Source organism: Roseibium sp. RKSG952 (assembly GCF_009711355.1).
Window position 1 is genome coordinate 55153 of record NZ_SMMF01000952.1, and the last position, 21820, is coordinate 76972.

At 57.8% G+C, this 21820-nt stretch carries 21 protein-coding genes; 11 read left to right on the forward strand and 10 right to left on the reverse strand.

Annotated features, from left to right (window positions below; translation table 11 throughout):
* Nucleotides 1-15 precede the first annotated feature (15 nt).
* The 3 genes from fabI to fabA form a co-directional block, all read right to left on the reverse strand.
* A complete protein-coding gene (gene fabI / locus E1297_RS34365; protein WP_155146109.1) occupies nucleotides 16-831 on the reverse strand; it encodes an enoyl-ACP reductase FabI in 816 nt (271 codons plus the stop codon).
* A 10-nt stretch (nucleotides 832-841) separates the two neighbouring features.
* A complete protein-coding gene (gene fabB / locus E1297_RS34370; RefSeq protein ID WP_155146111.1) occupies nucleotides 842-2065 on the reverse strand; it encodes a beta-ketoacyl-ACP synthase I in 1224 nt (407 codons plus the stop codon).
* 128 nt (nucleotides 2066-2193) lie between these two features.
* Nucleotides 2194-2700 carry a 3-hydroxyacyl-[acyl-carrier-protein] dehydratase FabA gene (gene fabA / locus E1297_RS34375; RefSeq protein ID WP_155146113.1) on the reverse strand — a complete coding sequence of 169 codons (507 nt, stop codon included), beginning with the start codon at nucleotides 2698-2700 and terminating at the stop codon, nucleotides 2194-2196.
* 371 nt (nucleotides 2701-3071) lie between these two features.
* On the opposite strand from fabA, the gene irrA reads away from it, so the two are divergent.
* On the forward strand, nucleotides 3072-3506 hold the full coding sequence (gene irrA / locus E1297_RS34380; RefSeq protein ID WP_209016179.1) for an iron response transcriptional regulator IrrA: 435 nt from the start codon (nucleotides 3072-3074) through the stop codon (nucleotides 3504-3506).
* 3 nt (nucleotides 3507-3509) lie between these two features.
* Here irrA and E1297_RS34385 read toward each other — a convergent pair whose 3' ends face one another.
* The gene (locus E1297_RS34385) at nucleotides 3510-4046 is read right to left on the reverse strand and encodes a GNAT family N-acetyltransferase (protein WP_155146115.1); all 537 of its coding nucleotides are present in this window, start codon (nucleotides 4044-4046) and stop codon (nucleotides 3510-3512) included.
* Complete coding sequence (gene nth / locus E1297_RS34390; RefSeq protein WP_155146116.1) at nucleotides 4043-4864, reverse strand: endonuclease III; 822 nt, start codon at nucleotides 4862-4864, stop codon at nucleotides 4043-4045. The genes E1297_RS34385 and nth overlap by 4 nt, the downstream gene beginning before the upstream one ends.
* Nucleotides 4865-4886: 22 nt before the next feature.
* Here nth and E1297_RS34395 point away from each other — a divergent pair, with 22 nt between their 5' ends.
* Nucleotides 4887-5417: a DUF2244 domain-containing protein gene (locus tag E1297_RS34395; RefSeq protein ID WP_155146118.1), complete on the forward strand. Its 531-nt coding sequence runs from the start codon at nucleotides 4887-4889 to the stop codon at nucleotides 5415-5417.
* A gap of 76 nt (nucleotides 5418-5493) precedes the next feature.
* The gene (locus E1297_RS34400) at nucleotides 5494-5817 is read left to right on the forward strand and encodes a hypothetical protein (protein ID WP_155146120.1); all 324 of its coding nucleotides are present in this window, start codon (nucleotides 5494-5496) and stop codon (nucleotides 5815-5817) included.
* 7 nt (nucleotides 5818-5824) lie between these two features.
* Here E1297_RS34400 and E1297_RS34405 read toward each other — a convergent pair whose 3' ends face one another.
* Both E1297_RS34405 and mutS read right to left on the reverse strand, forming a co-directional pair.
* Nucleotides 5825-7018 (reverse strand): MFS transporter, encoded by a 1194-nt coding sequence (locus tag E1297_RS34405; RefSeq protein WP_155146122.1) that lies wholly within the window; start codon nucleotides 7016-7018, stop codon nucleotides 5825-5827.
* A 71-nt stretch (nucleotides 7019-7089) separates the two neighbouring features.
* Nucleotides 7090-9816: a DNA mismatch repair protein MutS gene (mutS, locus tag E1297_RS34410; protein ID WP_155146125.1), complete on the reverse strand. Its 2727-nt coding sequence runs from the start codon at nucleotides 9814-9816 to the stop codon at nucleotides 7090-7092.
* A gap of 132 nt (nucleotides 9817-9948) precedes the next feature.
* Here mutS and E1297_RS34415 point away from each other — a divergent pair, with 132 nt between their 5' ends.
* The 3 genes from E1297_RS34415 to trpB are packed head-to-tail and all read left to right on the forward strand — an operon-like array spanning nucleotide 9949 to nucleotide 14109.
* Nucleotides 9949-12231, forward strand: coding sequence for an NADP-dependent malic enzyme (locus E1297_RS34415; RefSeq protein ID WP_155146127.1), 2283 nt, complete (start codon nucleotides 9949-9951; stop codon nucleotides 12229-12231).
* 1 nt (nucleotide 12232) lies between these two features.
* Nucleotides 12233-12898, forward strand: a complete 666-nt coding sequence (locus E1297_RS34420) for a phosphoribosylanthranilate isomerase (RefSeq protein ID WP_155146129.1) — start codon at nucleotides 12233-12235, stop codon at nucleotides 12896-12898.
* 5 nt (nucleotides 12899-12903) lie between these two features.
* A complete protein-coding gene (gene trpB / locus E1297_RS34425) occupies nucleotides 12904-14109 on the forward strand; it encodes a tryptophan synthase subunit beta (RefSeq protein ID WP_155146245.1) in 1206 nt (401 codons plus the stop codon).
* 32 nt (nucleotides 14110-14141) lie between these two features.
* On the opposite strand, the gene E1297_RS34430 is transcribed toward trpB, so the two are convergent.
* Entirely contained in the window at nucleotides 14142-14360 is a 219-nt protein-coding gene (locus E1297_RS34430) for a hypothetical protein (RefSeq protein ID WP_155146131.1), read from the reverse strand.
* Nucleotides 14361-14628: 268 nt separating this feature from the next.
* Here E1297_RS34430 and trpA point away from each other — a divergent pair, with 268 nt between their 5' ends.
* From trpA to E1297_RS34450, 4 genes are all read left to right on the forward strand, one after another.
* Nucleotides 14629-15462 (forward strand): tryptophan synthase subunit alpha, encoded by an 834-nt coding sequence (trpA, locus tag E1297_RS34435; RefSeq protein ID WP_155146133.1) that lies wholly within the window; start codon nucleotides 14629-14631, stop codon nucleotides 15460-15462.
* A 63-nt stretch (nucleotides 15463-15525) separates the two neighbouring features.
* A complete protein-coding gene (accD, locus tag E1297_RS34440; protein WP_368669784.1) occupies nucleotides 15526-16488 on the forward strand; it encodes an acetyl-CoA carboxylase, carboxyltransferase subunit beta in 963 nt (320 codons plus the stop codon).
* 144 nt (nucleotides 16489-16632) lie between these two features.
* On the forward strand, nucleotides 16633-17949 hold the full coding sequence (locus E1297_RS34445) for a folylpolyglutamate synthase/dihydrofolate synthase family protein (protein ID WP_155146135.1): 1317 nt from the start codon (nucleotides 16633-16635) through the stop codon (nucleotides 17947-17949).
* 91 nt (nucleotides 17950-18040) lie between these two features.
* On the forward strand, nucleotides 18041-19297 hold the full coding sequence (locus tag E1297_RS34450) for a hypothetical protein (RefSeq protein ID WP_155146136.1): 1257 nt from the start codon (nucleotides 18041-18043) through the stop codon (nucleotides 19295-19297).
* On the opposite strand, the gene E1297_RS34455 is transcribed toward E1297_RS34450, so the two are convergent.
* Both E1297_RS34455 and E1297_RS34460 read right to left on the reverse strand, forming a co-directional pair.
* The gene (locus E1297_RS34455; RefSeq protein ID WP_155146138.1) at nucleotides 19298-20221 is read right to left on the reverse strand and encodes a bifunctional helix-turn-helix domain-containing protein/methylated-DNA--[protein]-cysteine S-methyltransferase; all 924 of its coding nucleotides are present in this window, start codon (nucleotides 20219-20221) and stop codon (nucleotides 19298-19300) included.
* Between the two features lie 84 nt (nucleotides 20222-20305).
* Nucleotides 20306-20752 (reverse strand): Lrp/AsnC family transcriptional regulator, encoded by a 447-nt coding sequence (locus E1297_RS34460; RefSeq protein WP_155146139.1) that lies wholly within the window; start codon nucleotides 20750-20752, stop codon nucleotides 20306-20308.
* 119 nt (nucleotides 20753-20871) lie between these two features.
* On the opposite strand from E1297_RS34460, the gene rocF reads away from it, so the two are divergent.
* Nucleotides 20872-21819 carry an arginase gene (rocF, locus tag E1297_RS34465; protein ID WP_155146141.1) on the forward strand — a complete coding sequence of 316 codons (948 nt, stop codon included), beginning with the start codon at nucleotides 20872-20874 and terminating at the stop codon, nucleotides 21817-21819.
* Nucleotide 21820: the final 1 nt, after the last annotated feature.

Genomic DNA, 21820 nt, shown 5'->3' on the forward strand with positions numbered 1-21820 from the left:
ATCTGGAGACCGGCTTTACGCTTCCGTTTTTTGTTCCTGAACTTTCAATTCATCCAGCCGCGGCATCGACATGATGTTATAGCCACTGTCTACAAAGTGGACTTCACCGGTGACCCCGCCGGATAAATCGGACAGAAGGTAGAGCCCGCTGCCGCCGATTTCCTCAAGGGTCACTGTCCGGTGAAGCGGTGCGTTCCGCTTCTGGTAATTGAACATCAGCCGGGCGTCAGAGACGCCGGATCCGGCGAGCGTGCGCACAGGACCGGCCGACAGCGCGTTCACGCGGATGTTTTGCTCGCCATAGTCAACCGCAAGGTAGCGAACCGAGGACTCAAGGGCGGCCTTGGCTACGCCCATGACGTTGTAGTTCGGCATGACCTTGGTTGATCCGCCATAGGTCAATGTCAGCATCGAGCCGCCGTTTGGCATCAGCCGGGCCGCGCGCTTGGAAATCTCGGTGAAGGAGAAGCAGGAAATGAGCATTGTCCGGGCGAAATTCTCCCGGGTTGTGTCTGCATATTTACCACGCAGTTCCGTTTTGTCGGAAAAAGCGATCGCATGCACCAGAAAGTCTATCGACCCCCATTCCTGCTCCAGCTTGTCGAAGACCGAATCGACAGATGAGATGTCTTCCACATCGCACGGCAGCAGCAGTTTGGAACCAACGGAATCGGCAAGCGGCTTGGCCCGGCGGCCAAAGGCCTCCCCCTGGTAGGTGAAGGCCAGTTCCGCTCCATGATCTGAAAGGGTTTTCGCGATGCCCCAGGCAATCGAGTGGTCATTTGCGACCCCCATGACAAGCCCGCGCTTGCCACTCATAATTCCTGACATTCTGGTCTCCTCAACCGTGATAGCGCGAAAGTGCCAGACTTGCATTCGTTCCGCCAAAGCCGAAGCTATTGGACAGAACGGTGTCGAGGCCAGCATTGTCGATCCGCTCGGTCACGATCTCTTCCTTTGAAAGAGACGGGTCCAGATCGGTAATATTGGCCGATGCGGTGATAAAATCATTTTGCAGCATCAGGAGGCAATAAATGGCTTCCTGAACGCCGGTGGCGCCAAGGCTGTGTCCTGTCAATGACTTGGTAGAGGAGACCGGCGGTTGCTTGTCTCCAAAGACACGACGGATAGCTTCGATTTCGCCGACATCGCCAACCGGTGTCGAAGTGCCGTGTGTGTTGATGTAGTCGACTTTGCGGTCACCAAGGGTTTCCAGCGCGATACGCATGCACCGCTCGCCGCCTTCACCTGACGGAGCAACCATGTCGTAGCCATCCGAATTGGCTCCGTAGCCGGTTACTTCCGCATAGATTTTGGCGCCACGGGCCTTTGCGTGTTCCAGCTCTTCCAGAACGACAACACCGCCGCCGCCTGCGATGACAAATCCGTCCCGGGTGGCGTCATAAGCGCGTGATGCCGTTTCCGGTGTGTCGTTGTACTTGGAAGACATCGCGCCCATGGCGTCGAAAAGGCAGGACAGCGTCCAGTCCAGTTCCTCGCCGCCGCCGGCGAAGACGATGTCCTGCTTGCCCCATTGAATCTGTTCGGTACCGGCGCCTATGCAATGCGCCGAAGTCGAGCAGGCGGATGTGATGGAGTAGTTGACGCCCTTTATCTTGAAGGGTGTGGCGAGACAGGCCGAGTTGGTCGAACTCATGCCGCGTGTGACCATGAAGGGGCCCATGCGCTTTGGAGAGCCCTTCTCCAAAACGATCTGATGCGCCTGGAACAGGTTTTTCGTGGACGGTCCGCCGGAGCCCATAACAAGGCCTGTTCGCGGGTTGGAGACGTCTGTCTCTTCCAGACCGCTGTCGGCGATCGCCTGCTGCATGGCGATGTAGTTATAAGCCGCGCCATCCCCCATGAAGCGCAGTTGACGCTTGTCGACATGTTCGGTGATATCGATTTTCGGCATTCCGTGAACCTGGCTTCTGAAACCATGTTCTGCATAGTCCGGGGCAAAACTGATGCCGGATTTACCTTCTCTCAAGCTCGCCAGAACTTCTTGGGTATTGGTGCCAATGGATGACACAATGCCCATTCCGGTGATGACTACCCGCCTCATAGAGGTCTCCTAGCTAAACTGCGAAGCGCGCCCCGAACTTTAAGGCGCGGTCTGAATGTCTTAACAACACATAAGGCCGTCCGGCCGCAAAGAGAACGCGACCGAAACTGAAGAGTGAACTGGTCAGGTCAGTCCTGAAACAGGCCGACGCGCAGATCTTTTGCCTTGTAGATGACTTCACCATCGGCCTTGAGCCATCCGTCGGCAATCCCGAGTACAAGCTTTCCGGTCCGAACGCGTTTGATATCGATGCCGTATTCGACCAGCTTTGTGTCCGGCGTGACCATCTTGGTGAACTTGATTTCTCCGGTCGAAAGCGCCCGTCCACGTCCCGGCTGGCCGAGCCAGCCAAGCCAGAAGCCGGTCATTTGCCACATCGCGTCCAGTCCGAGGCACCCGGGCATCACAGGATCACCCTGAAAGTGGCAGGGGAAGAACCAGAGATCTGGCTTGATTTCCAACTCGGCGCGAACGTGCCCCTTTTCAAACTCGCCGCCGGTTTCGGAAATCTCTGTTATCCGATCAAACATCAGCATCGGCGGCAGGGGAAGCTGCGCGTTTCCAGGCCCGAACAATTCGCCCCGGCCACAGGAAAGGAGGTCTTCGTAGGAGTAGCTAGAGCGGCGCTCGGTCATTCAATTTCCGTCATCAATGGCTTGGTCTGGCGGTCCAATCCGCACGGGGGCCGGCCAGAGCGTGGTTTCGGTCCGTTTGTTTGGCGCCTTCCTATCACAGGGGAAATCGGATCGAAAGGTGACGTAAGCTGGAAATTAGGGCCGAGTATGACACTTTTTCGACAAAAGTTTCTTTTGCCGAGCAGGTGATTACCTCTGCAAGTCGGTCGCAAGAGCAAAAAACTTGCACAACAGGCCCAACAAATGGCAAAAAGGTGAGAGAACTGAATTGGAAATGACTTGACGAACGGCCAATTGCTGCAAGTTGTCAATATGATAGAGTTGAAAGCCTGGATAGCCCGGAAACGGTAGTTGCGAGACATAGCCTGAAAATGACCCACTCCATGCCGATCCATCACTCGACCGCCCATGTATCCGACATGCTTCGGCAAGCCGGATTACGCCCCACGCGCCAGAGAGTGTGTCTTGCCGAAATCCTCTATTCTCAGGGGGATCGCCATATCACGGCAGAACTCCTGCATGAGGAGGCGGTGTCTGCGCGGGTTCCGGTTTCGCTGGCAACGGTTTACAACACGCTGCATCAGTTCACTCAGGCTGGCCTTCTGCGGGAGGTCGCGATCGACGGTACGAAGACCTATTTCGATACCAACGTATCCGATCACCACCATTTCTTTATTGAAGGCGAGAACCGGGTTGTCGATATGCCTGGCGGCAGTATTGAGATCGACAAGTTGCCGGAAGCGCCGGAAGGCATGGAAATCGTTCATGTCGATGTGATTGTCCGGGTTCGGCCGAAACAGGACTGACCTTCAGCCGTCGAGGAACCACTCGTACAGGTGAACCGGATCGCCGTTGGGCGGGAACGCGGTGTTCCCTGAAAACGTAAAACCGGCCTTCGTAAGAACACTTGCGGATTTTGCATTATGTGGAGACGTGACTGCAAGAAGGCGGGTCATGCCCAATTGGGTTTGGCTGAATGACAACACGGCTCGAGCCGCTTCGGTCGCATACCCTTTTCCCTGATATTCGTCGAGAAGTGCGTATCCGAGATCCGGGCAGTCGAGATGTTCCCGGTCCACGAGGCCGCAAAATCCGATCGGGTCCCCGATCACCGGATCAATAACAAGCCAGAGACCAAAGCCCTTCTTCATGAAAGGCGGGGCGAGTTTTTCCCTGACATAGACTTCTGCGTCGGAAAGGGTCCGGACCCCGCGGTCACCGATGAACTCGTGATAGTCCGGTTGGTTCATCAGTTTGAGAATGAACCTGCTGTCGGCGGTTGTTGGTGCCCGAAAGATCAGGCGGGGACTTTCCGGAACGCGGCCCGGAACGCGGTTGTGCTTCATTCTTGAACGGTCTCGCGCCGGGCGATTGCAGCTGCCGCCTTCAGAGCGATCTGCGGAATGTGTTCGAGTTCGTCCTTGTCCGGGCTCTTGCAAAGATCGTAAATCACGCAGCGGCTGCACTCCGGCTTGCGCGCCTTGCAGATGTAACGGCCATGCAGGATCAGCCAGTGATGGGCATGCAAGCTGTGTTCGGCGGGGACCGCTTTTTCCATGGCCTTTTCGACATCAAGGGGGGTTTTGCCGGGCGCGATGCCGATACGGTTTCCAAGCCGGAACAAGTGTGTATCGACTGCGATGGTGGGGTGGCCGAAATAGATGTTCAGGACGACATTGGCGGTCTTGCGGCCAACACCGGGCAATTTCTCCAGCGCCTCGCGCTCCTCCGGTACTTCGCCATTGTGATCGCGGATCAGCTGTTCGGACAGTAATATGACATTTTTGGCCTTGGTCTTGAACAGGCCGATCGTCCGGATTTCCTTGCGCACCCGGTCTTCTCCGAGTGCGACCATTTTTTCCGGCGTGTCTGCGATCAGGAACAGGTTTTTCGTCGCGCGGTTGACGCCGACATCGGTTGCCTGCGCCGATAAAACGACGGCAACAAGAAGCGTAAACGCGTTAACGTAGTCCAGTTCGCCTTCGGGCTCCGGATTGTCGGCATGAAACCGCCCGAAAATGGCGTAGGTTTCTGCCTTGGTGTAACGGGACCGTTTCAGCACCCGGCCGGGATTGTCGACCGAGGGGGCCTTCCTGACCGGTTTTGCTTTTTTGGTTCGCGTCGCGGCCGGTTTCGTCACTGGAGCGTTATTTGTTTTTGCCATGACCCCTCTATAATCTCAGAGCATGAGTGAGGACAATCCGAAACGAGACCCGGCGTCAGATGGATTTGATGCAGATCGTCCGTTCTTTTCGGCGGTCCTCACCCCGCATCGTTCGCTCGGGCCAAATGGATTTCTGATCCTGATGTTGTGCATGGGGCTAATCAGCTTTGTGGCGGGCATGCTGTTCCTGATGATCGGTGCCTGGCCGGTCTTCGGCTTCTTCGGGCTCGATATGGTCCTGATTTATCTGGCATTTCGGTGGAACTACGCGTCGGCCAAGGCTTATGAAGAGGTCAGCGTTTCGGCGACGGAAATCATCATCCGCAAAATCGGCCCGCGCAAGCGCCGCCAGGAGTTCCGGTTCAATCCGGTCTGGGTGCGCCTTTCCGTCACGCGTCTCGAAGATGAAGGGGTGACGCGGATCTCTCTGTTCAGCCGGGGGGAACGCGTTGATATTGGCGATTTCCTTAATCCCGATGACCGGACGAGTTTCGCCAGCGCCATGGCAAATGCATTGTCGATTGCCCGGTCGGGCGGTGTCCGGTTGGGATGATCGCGCTTCAAGGTTGCGTTTCCTTGAAAATTGCACGTAAATGAGCGCTGTTGCTTCCCAAAGCGGAGACTTCACGATGCCGATGTTCAAGTTGCCTTTGTCCGGAGACGTAACACAGGCCATCAATCCCTGGACGGACATGTTCAAGTCCATTGGCAACCAGTTTGGCCTGATCAACATCAACCTCGGACGATCACCGGCCCCGGAGGTCGAACAGGAAATCATCACGGAAGTCGGCAGTTACGGGCGGCAGCTCGGCCGGATCGGTGATGCGCTGGAAGTTCTGATCGAGCAGGCCGAGTTCCGCAAACCCTTGTCTGAGCAGGATAAGAAGACGCTCGATGCCTTCCGGCTCATGCAGGCGGAAATCGCAGATATCAAGGCTTATCACGGCCGTTAGGGCCGGATCAGATCGACGGAACACGAGCAGATGTTCGAGCGGTAACGGCACGTGTGGCAAGCAGCATCAGCAATGCGGCAAACCCGGCTGCAGCCGCGCAATAGACGACGGTTCGGAAATCGAAAGCATCTGCGATGAAACCCATGGAGACCTGTCCGATCATGGAGCCAAGGAACAAGCTGTTCATGTAGACAGCGGTGGCGCGACCCGGCCTGTCGGGGGCAAAACTTTGTATGAAGGTCAGGGCAATTCCCGCAACGATACCATAATAGAGGCCATCCAGAACCGCGATGAACAGCACGCCGGACAGGGTTTCAACCTGAGCAAACAACATCATGGTGAGGACTGAGAGTGCTGCGGAGATCATCAGGACGGTGGGTGCCTGGATTCGGCGTGCCAGCCAGACCGATCCGAAAATCGCAAAGATCTCAACGAAGCATTTGACCGATACCGACAGGCCCGGAGCGAACTCCGCCAGTCCGACTTCCTTGATGAAGTAAAGCGGCATCGCTGACAGGTAGAGGACATTGGTGATGACGAAAAGCGTAACTGTGGCAGCCGCGATCCAGATCTGAGGGGTGTCCTTTCCGCTTTCGTCAGCGCCCGGGTTTTTGGCCGGAGCCCGAAATTGTTTTGGTACCGTTATGATCATCAGCAGGAACCAGAAGATCCCTATGCCTGCGGAGACAGTAAATGTTGCCGGGAAACCGGACAGGGCAACCAAAGAAAACGCTGCAGCGGGTCCGATCATCCAGGCAAGCGAAACGGACATGCGCAGCCACGAGTTCATGCGTGCCACGTCATACCCGCGTTCGGTCGCGAGCAGGCGGCCGAAAGTGAACGCAACGCCGTTCGCGGTATTTGCGATACTCATCAGTGGCACACCGGCCACCAAGAGTAGCCAATAACTGCCGTTTACCGCCAAAAGGCCGGAATAGACAATAAATGCCAGGATTGATGCGGTCAGGAAGGTCCGGACAGGTGCCGACCGATCCAGCTTTTCGCCGAATGCCCGGTTGAGCATCATGGACAAGACCGCAACCAGTCCGACATAGACACTCACCATCCACGCCGGCTTTTCCAAGTGATCAACGATGTAGTAGCTCATCAAGGGGATGAGCGATGACACGCATATGTTGCCGACTAAAATGAGCAGGCACGCGAAAAGGCCTTCACGAGGCGGGCGGGGAAACTGAAGCATTGGGAAGCGCACTGTACAGGCGTTGGCGAGAGGACCTCAACCCTAGCCCGCACATGCAGAGCCGTCACCCCTTAATTGTGTGTGTTGCTCCTTGCCCGTGCGGCCTTCAGGGCGTAGAGCGCTTCAAGGGCTTCGCGGGGTGTCATGTCATCCGGATTGAGCGTGTCGATTTTTTCCAATGCAGCATCGGGAACAGGAGCCTCTGTGGCGGCCGGGGCCGTGGGTGTGAGAGCTGCGAACAGGGGCAGCTCGTCAATCAGGCTCTCTGCTGGTGATTGCCGGTCTTGCTCCTCAAGCTGGCTAAGCACCTGTCTGGACCGCTCGACCACGCTTGCCGGCAGGCCTGCAAGCTTGGCGACCTGAATGCCGTAGGACCGGTCCGCGGCACCGGGCACAATTTCATGCAGGAAGATGACGTCGCCATTCCATTCCTTGACCGAAACGGTGGCATTGGACAGCCGGTCCAGTTTGCCCGACAGCGCGGTCAGTTCGTGATAGTGGGTTGCGAACAAGGCTCGGGATTTGTTCACCTCGTGCAGGTGTTCAATGGTCGCCCACGCGATCGACAGACCGTCGAAAGTGGCCGTTCCGCGTCCGATTTCGTCAAGGATGACGAGAGACCGGTCTCCGGCCTGGTTCAGAATTGCCGCAGTCTCGACCATCTCGACCATGAAGGTCGACCGGCCCCGCGCAAGGTCGTCAGCCGCTCCGACGCGTGAAAACAGCCTGTCGACAACGCCGATATGCGCGCTATCCGCCGGAACATAGGCACCCATTTGTGCCATGACGGCAATCAATGCGTTCTGGCGCAGGAAGGTTGATTTACCAGCCATGTTCGGACCGGTAATCAGCCAGATGCATCCGTGGGCCGCTCCGTTTTGCGGTCCGAGACCGGCGTCGTTTGCAACAAACGTTTCGCCTCCGGAAAGTTTCAACGCCCGCTCGACCACTGGATGGCGCCCCCCCGTGATGTCAAAGGCGCGGCTATCGTCCACATGCGGCCGGACATGGCCTTCTTCCTGGGCAAGTTTGGCGAGCGCTGCGGAGACATCCAGAATGCTGAGGCCGTGAGCTGCCGCCTTGAGGGCCTCGCCTGCGGCAACAATAGCGTCGGCCAGCCGATCGAATATGCCCAGTTCAATTGATAGTGCCCGCTCGCCCGCGCTGGCGATCCTGGATTCCAGATCCGCCAGCTCGGTCGTGGTAAAGCGCATGGCCCCTGCCATGGTCTGACGGTGAATGAAGCGTCCGGGATCGGCCGTCAGCTTTTCCGTCTGGGCGGTCGGTGCCTCGATGAACCAGCCCAGCACATTGTTGTGCTTGATCTTGAGAGACCGGATACCGAGCTCTTCCGAATAATCTGCCTGAAGTCTGGCGATCACCTTGCGGCTTTCGTCGCGCAGCGCACGCAATTCGTCGAGGTTTTCATCATATCCGGGCGCAACGAAGCCGCCGTCGCGCTTGAGAAGCGGTGGATCCTCCTTGATGGCACGGGCGAGTTCGCCACCAAGCTCGTGCGGGGCCTGTTCCAGACTTGTGCGGGCGGCTGCGATCTCTGCCGGAAAGGCACCCGCATGACCCGTTTGATCAAGCACTGTCTGGACCGCGCGCATACCTTCGGAAACTGCCAGAACATCCCGCGGACCACCGCGATTGAGAGCAATCCGGGACAGGGCGCGGGCCATGTCCGGCGCGCCTTTCAGAGTTTGGCGCAAGCCCTCGCGCATGATCTCGTTGTCGAGGAAAAAGGCGATGGCGTCATGGCGTCCGGAAATCGTTTCGGGTTCGATCAATGGTCCGGCCAATCGGCTGGCAAGCAGGCGCGACCCACCACCGGTAACGGTCCGGTCGATGGTCGACAGCAGGCTGCCCTGCTTTTCACCGGAAAGTGTCCGGGTCAGCTCCAGATTGGCGCGGGTTGCCGGATCGATGAGCATCCGCCCTGCCCCGGCTTGCCGGGTTGGCGGGTCAAGCGGGGGACGCTCCCCGAGTTGGGTTTTTTCGATATAGGACAAAATACCGGCAGCCGCTGATAGTTCAGCCCGCGAGAAGGTGCCGAATCCGTCAAGCGTTTTGACCCCGAAATAATGAGCCAGACGGTCTGTCGCCGTCGCGCTGTCAAAAAACGCGCGTGGCACCGGGGACAAGGCTCCACCAGCCAGCTCTGCCGTCTGACGCAACTCGCTTTCCTGCAGCAGGTTGTCGGCAATGATCAGTTCCCGGGGACTGATCTGGGCGAGATCCGCACCGAGCCGCTGGTCATCGGTCTCAGACACCTGAAACGCGCCGGTGGACATGTCGATCCATGCAAGACCGTAAACCGCATCGCCGCCAAGTGAACCGCCGCGCAGGCGGGTGAGTGCTGCCAGATAGTTGTTGGCACCGGCATCAAGCAGACGCTCTTCGGTCAAAGTTCCCGGGGTGACAAGCCGGACCACATCCCGGCGCACGACGGATTTTGAGCCGCGCTTCTTGGCTTCCGCCGGATCTTCCGTTTGTTCGCAAACAGAAACCCGGTGGCCGAGCCCGATCAGTTTCTGCAGATAGTCGTCAGCTGCGTGAACGGGCACACCGCACATCGGAATGTCTTCGCCCTGATGCTTTCCCCGCTTGGTGAGGGTGATGCCGAGAGCCCGTGCAGCGACCTCGGCATCCTCAAAGAAAAGTTCGTAGAAATCTCCCATCCGGTAGAACAGCAGGCTGTCCGGATTGGCGGTCTTGATCTCGATGTACTGGGCCATCATCGGCGTGACTTTTGTGTCTGCCGGGGCCGTTTTTTGCGCGCTTTGAACTGACATGGGCCGAAAGTATCAAACCCTTTTGCGCCTTTCACAATTCCAAGGGCCCAATCGCGCCTTGAGTGCCATATTTTCAGGGGATAAGGTCGGCCTCCTTCGCGAGAATAAGCACTTACAGGAAACGCCGAACCAATGTCCCCGACCGACACCCCGTCCAAGACCAACATCAGCTTCACGGACCAGGAAGCCCTGCAGTTTCACCAGGAGGGGCGGCCCGGAAAACTGGAAGTCGTGCCGACCAAGCCTATGGCGACCCAGCGGGATCTGTCTCTCGCTTATTCTCCGGGAGTTGCGGTTCCGGTGCGTGCGATTGCCGAGGATCCGTCACGGGCGTTCGACTATACCGCGCGGGGTAATCTTGTGGCTGTTATTTCCAACGGCTCCGCAATTTTGGGCCTCGGCAATCTTGGGGCGCTTGCATCCAAGCCGGTGATGGAAGGCAAGGCGGTGCTGTTCAAGCGCTTTGCCGATGTCGATTCCATTGATCTTGAAGTCGACACGGCCGATGTCGATGCTTTCGTCAATTCGGTTCGCTATCTCGGGCCGTCTTTTGGAGGTATCAATCTGGAAGACATCAAGGCGCCCGACTGTTTCATCATCGAGCAGCGTCTTCGCGAACTGATGGACATCCCGGTCTTCCACGATGATCAGCACGGAACCGCAATCATCGCGGCAGCGGGTCTCATAAACGCGCTGCATTTGACCGGCCGCGACATGAAATCCACCAAGGTCGTCTGCAATGGTGCAGGTGCGGCGGGGATTGCCTGTATCGAGCTGATCAAGGCGATGGGCATACCGCATGAAAACGTTACGCTCTGCGACACCAAGGGGGTGATCTACAAGGGCCGCGACAGTGGTATGAACCAGTGGAAGTCCGCACACGCCATCGGGACCGACAACCGTTCCCTGTATGACGCCATGAAAGGCGCAGACGTGTTTCTTGGGGTGTCCGTCAAGGGTGCCCTCACTCCGGACATGCTGCGCGCGATGGCGCCAAACCCGGTTATTTTCGCAATGGCCAATCCGGATCCCGAAATCACCCCGGAAGAGGCTGCCGAAATCCGCGACGATGCGATTGTCGCCACCGGCCGGTCAGACTATCCGAACCAGGTTAACAATGTTCTGGGTTTTCCTTACATCTTCCGTGGCGCTCTCGACGTTCAGGCGACGACCATCAACGATGCGATGAAGGTCGCCTGTGCCGAAGCGCTTGCGGAACTGGCGCGTGAAGAAGTCCCGGATGAGGTTGCAGCCGCCTATCGCGGGACGCGACCGAAATTCGGACCGGAATATATTATCCCTGTGCCGTTCGATCCGCGTCTGATTTCGGCAATCCCGCCGGCGGTTGCACAGGCTGCCATGGATTCCGGTGTCGCCAAGCGACCGATTGTCGATATGGATGCCTATCGTCAACAGTTATCCGCGCGCCGTGATCCGGTGGCCGGAACCTTGCAGCGCATTTTCTCCAGGGTTCGTCAGCAGTCTAAGCGGGTGGTCTTCGCCGAGGGCGAGGAAGAACCGGTGATCCGTGCAGCCGCGAGTTTTGTCAGCCAGGGGCTGGGCGAAGCGATCCTGATCGGCCGCGAAAACGAGATCAAGGAGATGGCCGACAGCGCTGGCGTTGATATCAACCGGCCGGGGATCACCATCCAGAATGCGCGGTTGTCAAACCGCAACACGGATTATGCGAGCTATCTTTACAGCAGGCTGCAGCGCAAAGGCTATTTGCTGCGCGATTGTCAGCGCATGATCAACAACGACCGCAACTACTGGGGCGCTGTTATGGTGGCCCGTGGTGATGCCGATGCCATGGTGACCGGGTTGACCCGGAACTACTCGGTGGCGCTCGATACGGTACGTGCCTGTCTCGATGTCAAGCCGGGCCACCGTATGATCGGGGTGTCTCTTGCGCTGGCGCGGGGCCGGAACGTGCTGATTGCCGACACGGCGGTGATCGACATGCCGACGGCAGAAGAACTGGCCGACATTGCCGAGGAAGCGGCCCATGTGGCGCGTCGTCTGGGCTATGAGCCGCGGGTTGCCATGCTCGCCTATTCCACTTTCGGGCACCCGAAGGGCGAGCGGTCGGAGAAGGTGCAGGAGGCGGTGCGAATCCTTGACCGCCGCCGGGTCGACTTTGAATATGACGGTGAAATGGCCGCTGATGTTGCGCTCAACATGGACAAGATGGGCGTCTATCCGTTCTGCCGCCTGAAAGGTCCGGCCAATGTGCTGGTGATGCCGGCGTTCCACTCCGCATCAATTTCCACCAAGATGCTGCAGGAACTCGGGGGATCGACCGTGATCGGTCCCCTCCTTGTCGGGCTGGACAAGCCGGTCCAGATTATACCCATGGGAGCGAAAGACTCCGATATCGTCAATATGGCGGCCATTGCCGCTTACAATGTGACCTGACATGAATGGTGTAACGATCAAAATCTGCGGCATCTCGACAGAAGAGACCATGCAGGCGGCGCTGGACGCCGGGGCCGACATGATCGGTCTGATGTTCTTTCCGAAAAGCCCGCGGCATGTGACCCTGTCTGACGCAGCAAGGCTGGCGGATATGGCGCGCGGCAAGGCTGAAACCGTGGCTGTCACCGTCAACATGGATCTCGACAGCTTGTCGCGGATTAACGAACTGGTGGATCCGGACTGGTTCCAGTTTCATGGCGCGGAAACGCCGGAAGCGATTTCGGTTGCCAAGGGCATGTTCAACAAGCCGGTGATGAAGGCGGTTTCGGTATCCGGGCTTGCCGATCTGGAGAAAGCACATATCTACGCCGCCATCGCGGATCGCATCCTGTTTGACGCCAAACCGCCCAAGGGATCGGAGTTGCCCGGTGGCAACGGTGTCTCTTATGACTGGACCTTGCTCAAGGATCTTGACCTCGCCAAGCCCTTCATGCTTTCGGGGGGATTGAACCCGGCGAATGTGGCCGAAGCGATAGAAATAAGCGGCGTATCCGCGATTGATGCCTCTTCCGGTGTTGAGCGCGCGAAGGGCGTCAAGGACAGTGACCTCATACGCGCGTTCATTGCGGCAGCCCGCGGCGCGACAGTGGCAAGGAGTAGTAAGTGACCACAATGGCAAACAGCATGCGCTCCGGACCGGACGAGCGTGGCCATTTCGGGATATTCGGCGGCCGTTACGTTGCCGAAACGTTGATGCCGCTGATCCTGGATCTGGAACAGGCCTACAAGGACGCCAAGGAAGATCCGGCGTTCCACGCCGAGATTGAAAATCTCAACACGCATTACACCGGGCGTCCCTCGCCGCTCTATTTTGCCGAGCGGCTGACAGAGCACCTGGGCGGCGCCAAGATCTACTTCAAGCGCGATGAGCTGAACCACACCGGCTCGCACAAGATCAACAACTGCCTTGGCCAGATCCTGCTGGCCAAGCGCATGGGCAAGACGCGGATTATTGCGGAGACTGGTGCGGGGCAGCATGGTGTGGCGACGGCGACCGTATGCGCCCGGTTCGGACTGCCCTGTGTCGTCTATATGGGCGCGACCGATGTCGAGCGTCAAAAACCGAATGTGTTCCGGATGAAGCTGCTTGGGGCCGAGATCGTGCCGGTCACGGCTGGGGCAGGCACGCTGAAAGACGCCATGAACGAAGCGTTGCGTGACTGGGTGACCAATGTTGACAGCACCTATTACCTGATCGGAACGGCGGCCGGCCCGCATCCCTATCCGGAAATGGTCCGCGATTTCCAGTCGGTGATCGGCACGGAACTTCGTGACCAGATGATGGAAGCCGAGGGGCGCCTGCCGGATGCGCTGGTGGCGGCGGTCGGCGGCGGCTCAAACGCGATCGGTCTGTTTCATCCCTTTCTTGACGATCCGGAAGTGAAACTCTACGGCGTCGAAGCCGGTGGTCGAGGACTTGAGGGGGAAGAACATTGTGCATCCCTGAATGCGGGCAAGCCGGGCGTTCTCCATGGAAACCGGACCTTCCTGCTTCAGGACGATGATGGCCAGATCCTTGAAGGGCATTCCGTGTCGGCCGGTCTTGATTATCCGGGCATCGGGCCGGAGCATTCGTGGCTGAAAGATATTGGCCGCGTCGAATATGTGCCGATCATGGATGACGAAGCGCTGGAAGCATTTCAGTTGCTGACCCGGGTCGAGGGGATCATTCCGGCACTGGAACCGGCGCATGCGCTTGCACATGTCATGAAACTGGCTCCGCAAATGGACAAGGACCAGATCCTTGTCATGAACCTGTGCGGCCGGGGTGACAAGGACGTCTTCACAGTCGGAAACCTGCTCGGTTTCGATCTCTGACCGGGCAGTTTTGAGGATTGGATTGCCATCCGCTATTTCGCGGATGGCTTTCCTCTTTTGGATTTGCGCGGTTTGGAATTGCCAGACTTGGTCCCGTCGAATGCGGCGTACAAGAGCTCTTGCAAATAATGGGCATCCATTTGCGCATGTTTCTGCGTCAGGGCTGCAATTCTGAAATCGGTTAAATGAATTTGGTAAATTCTTGCAGTTGGTCTTACCGCCGGTTGTGTATCGATCTGGGAACGCGCCATGGCTTCCTCCAATTAATGAAGCACTCGGCTTTATATATGGGGCCTGTTTGGCCGCGTTAGGCGGGATTTTCCGGATAAAGCCTTGCGTTTTTTGCATATGTGGACGACTTGCCCTGCGACGGGCCAACACCGGGCAATGGCTTTCCTGGGTCTTTCTCCGGAGCTTCGCATTGACATAGGGTTCTCCTCGCCCCTACATCCTGCCGGATGGAATTCCGGCAGGGCCGGGTATCCGGCAGGGATTAAACATTAAAAGGACCGGAAGTGCATGACGGAAACGCGTATCGATCGCCGCTTCAAGGCCTGTGCTGAGGCAGGGCGGCCGGCTTTGGTCACGTTCATTACGGCAGGCGATCCGGATCTGGCGACCTCGCAGGCGGTCTTGAACGCTCTTCCCGAGGCAGGCGCCGACGTCATCGAGTTGGGCATGCCGTTTTCCGATCCGATGGCTGAAGGCATTCCCATCCAGTTGGCGACCCAGCGCGCGTTGAAGGGAGGCCAGACCATGGCAAAGACCCTTCAAATGGTGCGGACTTTCCGGGAAACGGATGACGACACGCCGATCGTATTGATGGGCTACTACAATCCGATTTATGTCCGCGATCCAAAGGCGTTTGTCGTTGAGGCAAAGCAGGCCGGGGTCGATGGCCTGATCATCGTTGATGTTCCGCCGGAAGCCGATGATGAACTGTGCATCCCGGCTCTGGAAGCCGGGTTGAATTTCATTCGTCTTGCCACTCCGACGACAGATGACAAGCGCTTGCCCGCTGTGCTCGCCAACACGTCAGGCTTTGTCTATTATGTCTCGGTGACCGGCATTACCGGATCTGCGATTGCCGATACGGGCCGTGTAGCCACGGCGGTCAATCGCATCAAGGGCCATACCAAGCTTCCAGTCGCTGTGGGATTTGGCGTCAAGACGGCCGACCAGGCAGCCGAGATCGGCAAGGATTCCGACGGTGTCGTTGTCGGGTCGGTGCTTGTCAACGCAATCAAGGACAGCCTGAATGAGGCTGGCGGGGCGACGGAGCGGACCGTGACGGCGGTCACCGACCTCGTCTCGGATCTGGCCGAAGGCGTTGCCCGCGCGCGCAAGGCGTGAGACAACAGCTGCATTGGCTTTTTGTGTATTGAGTAAACGTTTCAGAAAACGGAACCGCGTCTCGTGAATTGGATCAACTCCCTCGTCCGCCCGAAAATCCGCGATCTTCTAAAGAAGCGTGAGGTGCCGGAAAACCTATGGATCAAGTGCCCGGAATCGGGCGAGATGGTGTTCCATCGTGATCTGGAGGCCAATCACTGGGTGGTTCCGAGTTCCGGCTATCACATGAAGATGCCGGCGAAGAAGCGCCTGGAACTGTTCTTTGACGAAGGCAAATACGAACGTATCGATACACCGGACGTACATGCCGACCCGCTCAAGTTTCGCGATACCAAGCGCTACAGCGACCGTTTGAAGGAAAACCGGACTAAAACCGGTGAAGAAGACGCGATTTATGTCGCCAAGGGCAATGTCAACGGCAACGCGTTCACTGCTGCCGTGCAGGATTTTGCCTTTATGGGCGGCTCACTCGGCATGGCGGCCGGAGAAGCGATCCTTGCGGGCATGATGAAGGCCGTGGACGACAAGACGCCGTTTGTGTTGTTTGTTGCATCGGGTGGTGCGCGCATGCAGGAGGGCATCCTGTCGCTCATGCAAATGCCGCGCACCACGGTTGGCGTGCAGATGCTGCGCGCAGCCGGGCTTCCCTATATTGTCGTCTTGACCAATCCGACAACGGGTGGCGTATCGGCCTCTTATGCGATGCTGGGTGATGTCCACATTGCCGAGCCGGGTGCTGAAATCGGGTTTGCCGGCCGCCGTGTGATCGAGCAGACAATCCGCGAGAAGCTCCCGGAAGGCTTTCAGAGCGCTGAATACCTTCTGGAACACGGCATGGTCGATATGGTGACCAAGCGCCACGACCTGAAAGAGACGATCTCGAACATCTGTTCCATCCTGTTGAAGCGGGACGTGCAGCTCCCCAAGTTGGACGAGGAACGGACGGACGCAGAAGCGTCTTCTGAAACGATACAAGACGGCAAGCCGGACGTTTCTACGGAGGCCGTGCCGGTAAAACAGGGCTGAAGCAACGTCTTCGCCTTGAGAATTGTCGAGAATCCGACATTTGAAGGGGCAGCCTGCAAGCTGCCCTTGCTAACGTGAGAGCCAGGGCCTATGGCGGGTCATCGGAAAGTCGAACCGCTTCGTATTGGCGAACCGGAGGGCGCTATGGATCAAGTTACCGCCATTTTGGACCGCCTGCTGGCGCTGCACCCCAAAGAGATCGATCTGTCGCTCGGCCGGATGTACCGGCTGCTGGACGCGCTTGGCGCTCCGCACAAACGCTTGCCTCCGGTCATCCACATTGCCGGAACCAATGGCAAGGGATCGGTGACTGCCACGCTGCGGTCAATCCTGGAAGCCGGTGGAAAGACCTGCCACGTCTATACCTCACCGCATCTGGTCCGTTTTCATGAACGCATCAGGCTGGGTGAAACCGGATCGTTTGTGACAGATCCGCAGCTTTTTGACGCCTTGCAACGGTGCGAGGACGCAAATGGCGGCGAGCCAATCACGTTCTTCGAGATTACGACTGCAGCCGCCCTGTTGCTTTTTGCCGAACACCCGGCCGATGTGCTTTTGCTCGAAGTGGGGCTTGGTGGACGGCTTGATGCGACCAATGTGATCGACGACCCGATCGCAACCGTGATCACACCGGTCTCGATGGATCATGAAAAGTTCCTTGGCGAAACCCTTGCCGATATAGCGCAAGAAAAGGCAGGGATCATAAAGGCCGAAAAGCCTGTTGTTATTGCAGGTCAGGACGGGTCGATCGAGGCGGTTTTCGAACGCTCTGCCGCCCGGCTCAAGGCACCGCTTTCCCGGTTCGGGCAGGAGTTTCATGCCAGTTTCGATCAGGGGAGACTTGCCTATCAGGACGAAGACGGCCTGTTCGACCTGCCGCTACCAGCCCTTCCGGGCTCGCATCAGATCGAAAATACGGCACTTGCGGTTCAAACACTGAAGGCTGCGGGTCTCTGGCCTGGTGAAGAAGCTGCGGCAAGGGGGATCAAGTCGATCAACTGGCCAGGCCGTTTGCAATCGATCAATCATGGTCCGATTTTCGAGCAATGTCCGGCCGGTGCCGAGGTCTGGCTGGATGGCGGACACAATCCGGGCGCCGGTATTTTGGTCGCGGCTTTCATGGGCGAGCAGGAAGAGCGCAATCCCAAGCCTCTTTATCTGGTTACGGGCATGCTCTCGACGAAGGACCCGGAAGGCTATTTTCGTGCCTTTGACGGCTTGGCGCGGCATGTTGGAACGGTTCCGATTTCAACCACCACGAACGCCCGTGATCCGTTTGAGCTTGCCGAACATGCGCGCGCATCCGGGCTCCAGGCCACTGCCTTCGGGTCTCTGGAGGCCGCGTTGGCTGATATCTGTCTATCTGCCGAACGTGATGAAGAGGCTCCGCGCATTCTGATTTGCGGTTCGCTCTACCTTGTTGGCGAAGTTCTGGCTCGAAATGGGATGACACCCGACTGATCAGGCCGTAAATCTCGCAGTGGCGGGGCGTTCCTTTTTAGGCAACAGCCGGGCACGTTGATGCGCGGCAAAGAGAAGGAGTGGCTGTTTGATGATGTTCCGGACTTCCATGGCGGCATTGGCCTTGACGGCCTTGCTGGTGATTGCACCAACAACAGGTGCCTCTGCATTTTCAGATGCTTATGAAACGCCTCCGGAACAGGATCCTGTAACCGTTCTGGGGGCGGAGGCGAGCGGGCCGGACTATCGCGTGCTTGCGCCGGTGCGCAGCGATGGCTTTCTGCGTATTTATGATCTTGAATCCTTTTACGGTACCGAAACGATCTCCGGAGACGGGCTGCTGAAGCTTCGGCTCAAGCAGCTTGAAATCCTGCGTGCCCTTGAAGCGCTGGAGAACAATCAGACGTTTGTGGATGGCTTGAAACAGGCGGCGATGAAGCCGGTCGAGTTTGTCGAGAGTACGGTTACCGATCCGTTGGGGACCGCGAAAAACACTGTAAGCGGTGTTGGACGCCTGTTCGGCCGGATCGGTAAAGGGGTCGGAAGCGCCGTCAGCGGTGAAGGGTCCCCTGCAGAATTTGCAAAGGCGATTACCGGTCAGGAGCGGGCGAAGCGGGAGCTTGCTGTGGATCTCGGAGTGGATCCCTATACGAAGTTCAAACCCTTGTCGGAGCAGCTTGATCAGGCGGCAAATGTTTCCATGGCGGGTGGCTGGACGGTCAAGGCCGTGATGGCGCTGATCCCCGGTGGCATGATTTCGAACATCGCCAGCAGTGCTGATGACTTGCGCAACTCGATCGTTGATAGCACGCTTGCCGAACTGGAAGAACGGACAAGGGAAACGCTGCTGAAGGTGGGTGCCACTCCGGATGTTGTGACGCGCCTGTCCCAGAACACCAACTTTACCCCGACCGAGCGGGCAATCATCGCCTATCGTCTGGATTTCATGACAGGTGTGGAGGGACGCGACATTCTTGCCGCCCGGGCGGCTGATGCGCAGACCCGTGACGAAGCCTATTTCCAGCTGCGCCGTATTGTGTTGCTTGAAAGTTATCACAACAAGACCGCATCGCTGGGGCGGGTCCGGCTGGTGGGCGGATATCCGGTGGGGATACGGAAAGACGGAATTGCAGCGATCATCATGCCGCTCGATATGGTTTCATGGACACAAACCAGTGCACAGGCTTTCAACAGTCTGAACACAGGCTTCCAACAACTTCCGTTCCCACCCAGTGGAGTGGACTTTGTTGTGACTGGCGACCTGACGCCACTGACTGCCGAGCGGTTGGCATCGTTCGGCTGGGATCTGACATCCAACTGGCCAATGCCGGAAGGACCCGTAAAATAATCAGGTGTCCGCGACCTCGAGGACCGGCTGGGTGAGGCCATTCTCCCAGCCCAGGATGGCACGCTTGCGCGTCAATCCCCAGTGATATCCACAAAGTGTTCCTGTTTTTCCAAGTACCCTGTGACACGGAACCACGAAGGAAATCGGGTTGCGCCCGACAGCTGTTCCAACAGCACGGGATGCGCCGGGATTGCCAAGATGCGCGGCTATGTCCGAATAGGTGGTTGCCTGTCCCATCGGTATGCGCAGCAAGGCCTGCCAGACCCGTATTTCAAAATCGGTCCCGATCAAAACGATGTTGAGCGGTGTTTCCGGTTGCCATTGGGATGGATCAAAAATGCGTTGCGCATAGCAAACTGTTTTTTCGCGAGATTCTAAAAACTCCGCTGCAGGCCATCGGTTGCACATGTCCTCAAGTGCCGATTGTTCTTCACCGGGATCGGCAAACCCGAGGCCCGCCAGCCCGTGATCTGTGACCATGATCAGGACCTTGCCGAACGGGCTTGGATGAAACCCGTGGGAAATGGTTAGCCCCGCTCCGCGGTTGCGGTAGTTTCCCGGCGTCATGGCCTCATGGGTGACGAACAGGTCATGCAACCGGCCGGGGCCTGACAGTCCTACTTCGTAGGTTGTTTCCAGAACGCTGGTGCGGTCTCTCAGCAGTGCCTTGGCATAGTCCAGAGTGATCGCCTGAAGAAACTGCTTGGGCGTCAAACCGGCCCAACGTGAGAATACGCGTTGTAACTGGATTGGCTGAAGACCGGCTTCTGCTGCCATCTGATCGAGGCTGGGCTGGTCACGCCAATCCCGTGTAATCCGCTCCAGGGTTTGGCGAACGACTGCGTAGTCCTTTTCCGCCGTCTCTCCAGTCGCGACAGTGACGGGTTTCGGATCGAGGCTTGCCAGATCAAGGGGCTTGGTCATCGTTCACATGCCTTGTGTTTTCGCATTGCCAGAGTGTAGGCGCCCCTTTCGCTTTCCTCCACCCGATTTGCGAGCACGTCAGGTTCAGTTGGGAGACTCGGGGACAGCAGGGCCCTTCCGGGTCGTCAAAAGCAGATTGGTTTCGGACCCGGATATCCCTTCAATCAGCCGGATGCGGTTGAGGACATCATCAAAGGCCTCAAGATCGCCGGTGGCGACTTCCAGAACCAGATCCCAGCGCCCGTTTGTCGTATGAATGGCGCGGATTTCCGTCATTGCGGACAATTTGCGGGTGACCGGTTCGGTGTTGCGGCCGGCGATCTCGATCAGGGTGATAGCACGGATCGGCAGGTCGCGCCAATCGTCCCGCAGGACTGCCGTAAATCCAAGGATCTCGCCGTCACCGAGCAATCGCTCCATCCGAGAGCGGATGGTTGCGCGAGAAACACCAAGGTCCTTTGCAAGGTCCGAAACCGATCTTCTTCCATCCGTTCGAAGAGCGCTGACAAGCTGTAAGTCGAGATCGTCCATGATTATCATTCCGGTAAAAAGATGATGCCGAAATGATCAATATGACATCAAAATTGTTCACTCAAGACAATTTACTCCGCCATCCGCTTAACCGACAATCAAGTTAGCAAAGGCGTTTGATGGGGCAAAGGTTGACACAGCACGACGTGGTACTTGTTGGAGCGCCGATCGAGGAAGGCGCAGGGCGCCGGGGCTGCGTCATGGGGCCTGATGCCTATCGGACTGCAGGACTTGCTGAAAATCTGCAGGCGCTCGGACATCGGGTAACCGACCTTGGAAACTTGCAAGCCGAAGACGCAAGTGCTGCGCGGCCGCCCAATGATGCCGTCAGAAATTTTCATACGGTAGCGGGCTGGACGCGAACCCTCTTCAAGACTGCGGAGCGACTTGGCCAAGAGCCGGTTTTTCCCGTCTATATGGGAGGGGATCACGCCCTTGCTCTGGGGACAGTAACAGGTCAAGCGGCTGCCGCTCACGCACTTGGCCGCCCGCTTTTTGTTCTGTGGCTTGATGCCCATTCGGATTTTAATACGTTCGACACGACAGAGACAGGCAATCTTCACGGGACGCCGCTTGCCTTTGCCTGCGGATTGAATGGCTTCGACACCCTCCTTGGCGGCCCGCTGGTTCACAAACTTGCTCCCGACCATGTCGAGATCCTCGGCGTCCGGTCGATCGATCCAAAGGAACGTGAACTTTTGGTCAAGCACGGCATTGGCGTTCGCGACATGCGAATGGTTGATGAACATGGCGTGCCTGCCCTGCTCCGTCCGTTCCTGGATCGCGTCCGGCAAGCCAACGGCTTGCTGCATGTCAGTCTGGACGTGGACTTTCTGGACCCGGGCATTGCGCCTGCGGTCGGAACGACAGTCCCGGGGGGAGCAACCTTTCGGGAAGGCCATCTGGTCATGGAAATGCTGCATGACAGCGGACTTGTCTCATCCCTTGACCTTGTTGAACTGAACCCATTTCTGGACGATCGCGGAAAGACGGCACGCCTGATGGTGGACCTGACGGCCAGCTTGTTTGGCCGCCGCGTCTTCGACCGCCCAACCCGGAGCTTCTGAC

Excerpts from the sequence above, each read along its gene's own strand:
- E1297_RS34445 (WP_155146135.1), top strand. The coding sequence starts at position 16,633 with ATGGATCAAGTTACCGCCATTTTGGACCGCCTGCTGGCGCTGCACCCC.
- E1297_RS34385 (WP_155146115.1), bottom strand. The coding sequence starts at position 4,046 with ATGAAGCACAACCGCGTTCCGGGCCGCGTTCCGGAAAGTCCCCGCCTG.
- E1297_RS34450 (WP_155146136.1), top strand. The coding sequence starts at position 18,041 with ATGATGTTCCGGACTTCCATGGCGGCATTGGCCTTGACGGCCTTGCTG.
- fabA (WP_155146113.1), bottom strand. The coding sequence starts at position 2,700 with ATGACCGAGCGCCGCTCTAGCTACTCCTACGAAGACCTCCTTTCCTGT.
- E1297_RS34405 (WP_155146122.1), bottom strand. The coding sequence starts at position 7,018 with ATGCTTCAGTTTCCCCGCCCGCCTCGTGAAGGCCTTTTCGCGTGCCTG.
- mutS (WP_155146125.1), bottom strand. The coding sequence starts at position 9,816 with ATGTCAGTTCAAAGCGCGCAAAAAACGGCCCCGGCAGACACAAAAGTC.
- E1297_RS34395 (WP_155146118.1), top strand. The coding sequence starts at position 4,887 with ATGAGTGAGGACAATCCGAAACGAGACCCGGCGTCAGATGGATTTGAT.
- nth (WP_155146116.1), bottom strand. The coding sequence starts at position 4,864 with ATGGCAAAAACAAATAACGCTCCAGTGACGAAACCGGCCGCGACGCGA.
- E1297_RS34400 (WP_155146120.1), top strand. The coding sequence starts at position 5,494 with ATGCCGATGTTCAAGTTGCCTTTGTCCGGAGACGTAACACAGGCCATC.
- irrA (WP_209016179.1), top strand. The coding sequence starts at position 3,072 with ATGACCCACTCCATGCCGATCCATCACTCGACCGCCCATGTATCCGAC.
- E1297_RS34420 (WP_155146129.1), top strand. The coding sequence starts at position 12,233 with ATGAATGGTGTAACGATCAAAATCTGCGGCATCTCGACAGAAGAGACC.
- rocF (WP_155146141.1), top strand. The coding sequence starts at position 20,872 with ATGGGGCAAAGGTTGACACAGCACGACGTGGTACTTGTTGGAGCGCCG.
- E1297_RS34415 (WP_155146127.1), top strand. The coding sequence starts at position 9,949 with ATGTCCCCGACCGACACCCCGTCCAAGACCAACATCAGCTTCACGGAC.
- E1297_RS34455 (WP_155146138.1), bottom strand. The coding sequence starts at position 20,221 with ATGACCAAGCCCCTTGATCTGGCAAGCCTCGATCCGAAACCCGTCACT.
- E1297_RS34460 (WP_155146139.1), bottom strand. The coding sequence starts at position 20,752 with ATGGACGATCTCGACTTACAGCTTGTCAGCGCTCTTCGAACGGATGGA.
- fabB (WP_155146111.1), bottom strand. The coding sequence starts at position 2,065 with ATGAGGCGGGTAGTCATCACCGGAATGGGCATTGTGTCATCCATTGGC.
- fabI (WP_155146109.1), bottom strand. The coding sequence starts at position 831 with ATGTCAGGAATTATGAGTGGCAAGCGCGGGCTTGTCATGGGGGTCGCA.
- trpB (WP_155146245.1), top strand. The coding sequence starts at position 12,904 with ATGGCAAACAGCATGCGCTCCGGACCGGACGAGCGTGGCCATTTCGGG.
- E1297_RS34430 (WP_155146131.1), bottom strand. The coding sequence starts at position 14,360 with ATGGCGCGTTCCCAGATCGATACACAACCGGCGGTAAGACCAACTGCA.
- trpA (WP_155146133.1), top strand. The coding sequence starts at position 14,629 with ATGACGGAAACGCGTATCGATCGCCGCTTCAAGGCCTGTGCTGAGGCA.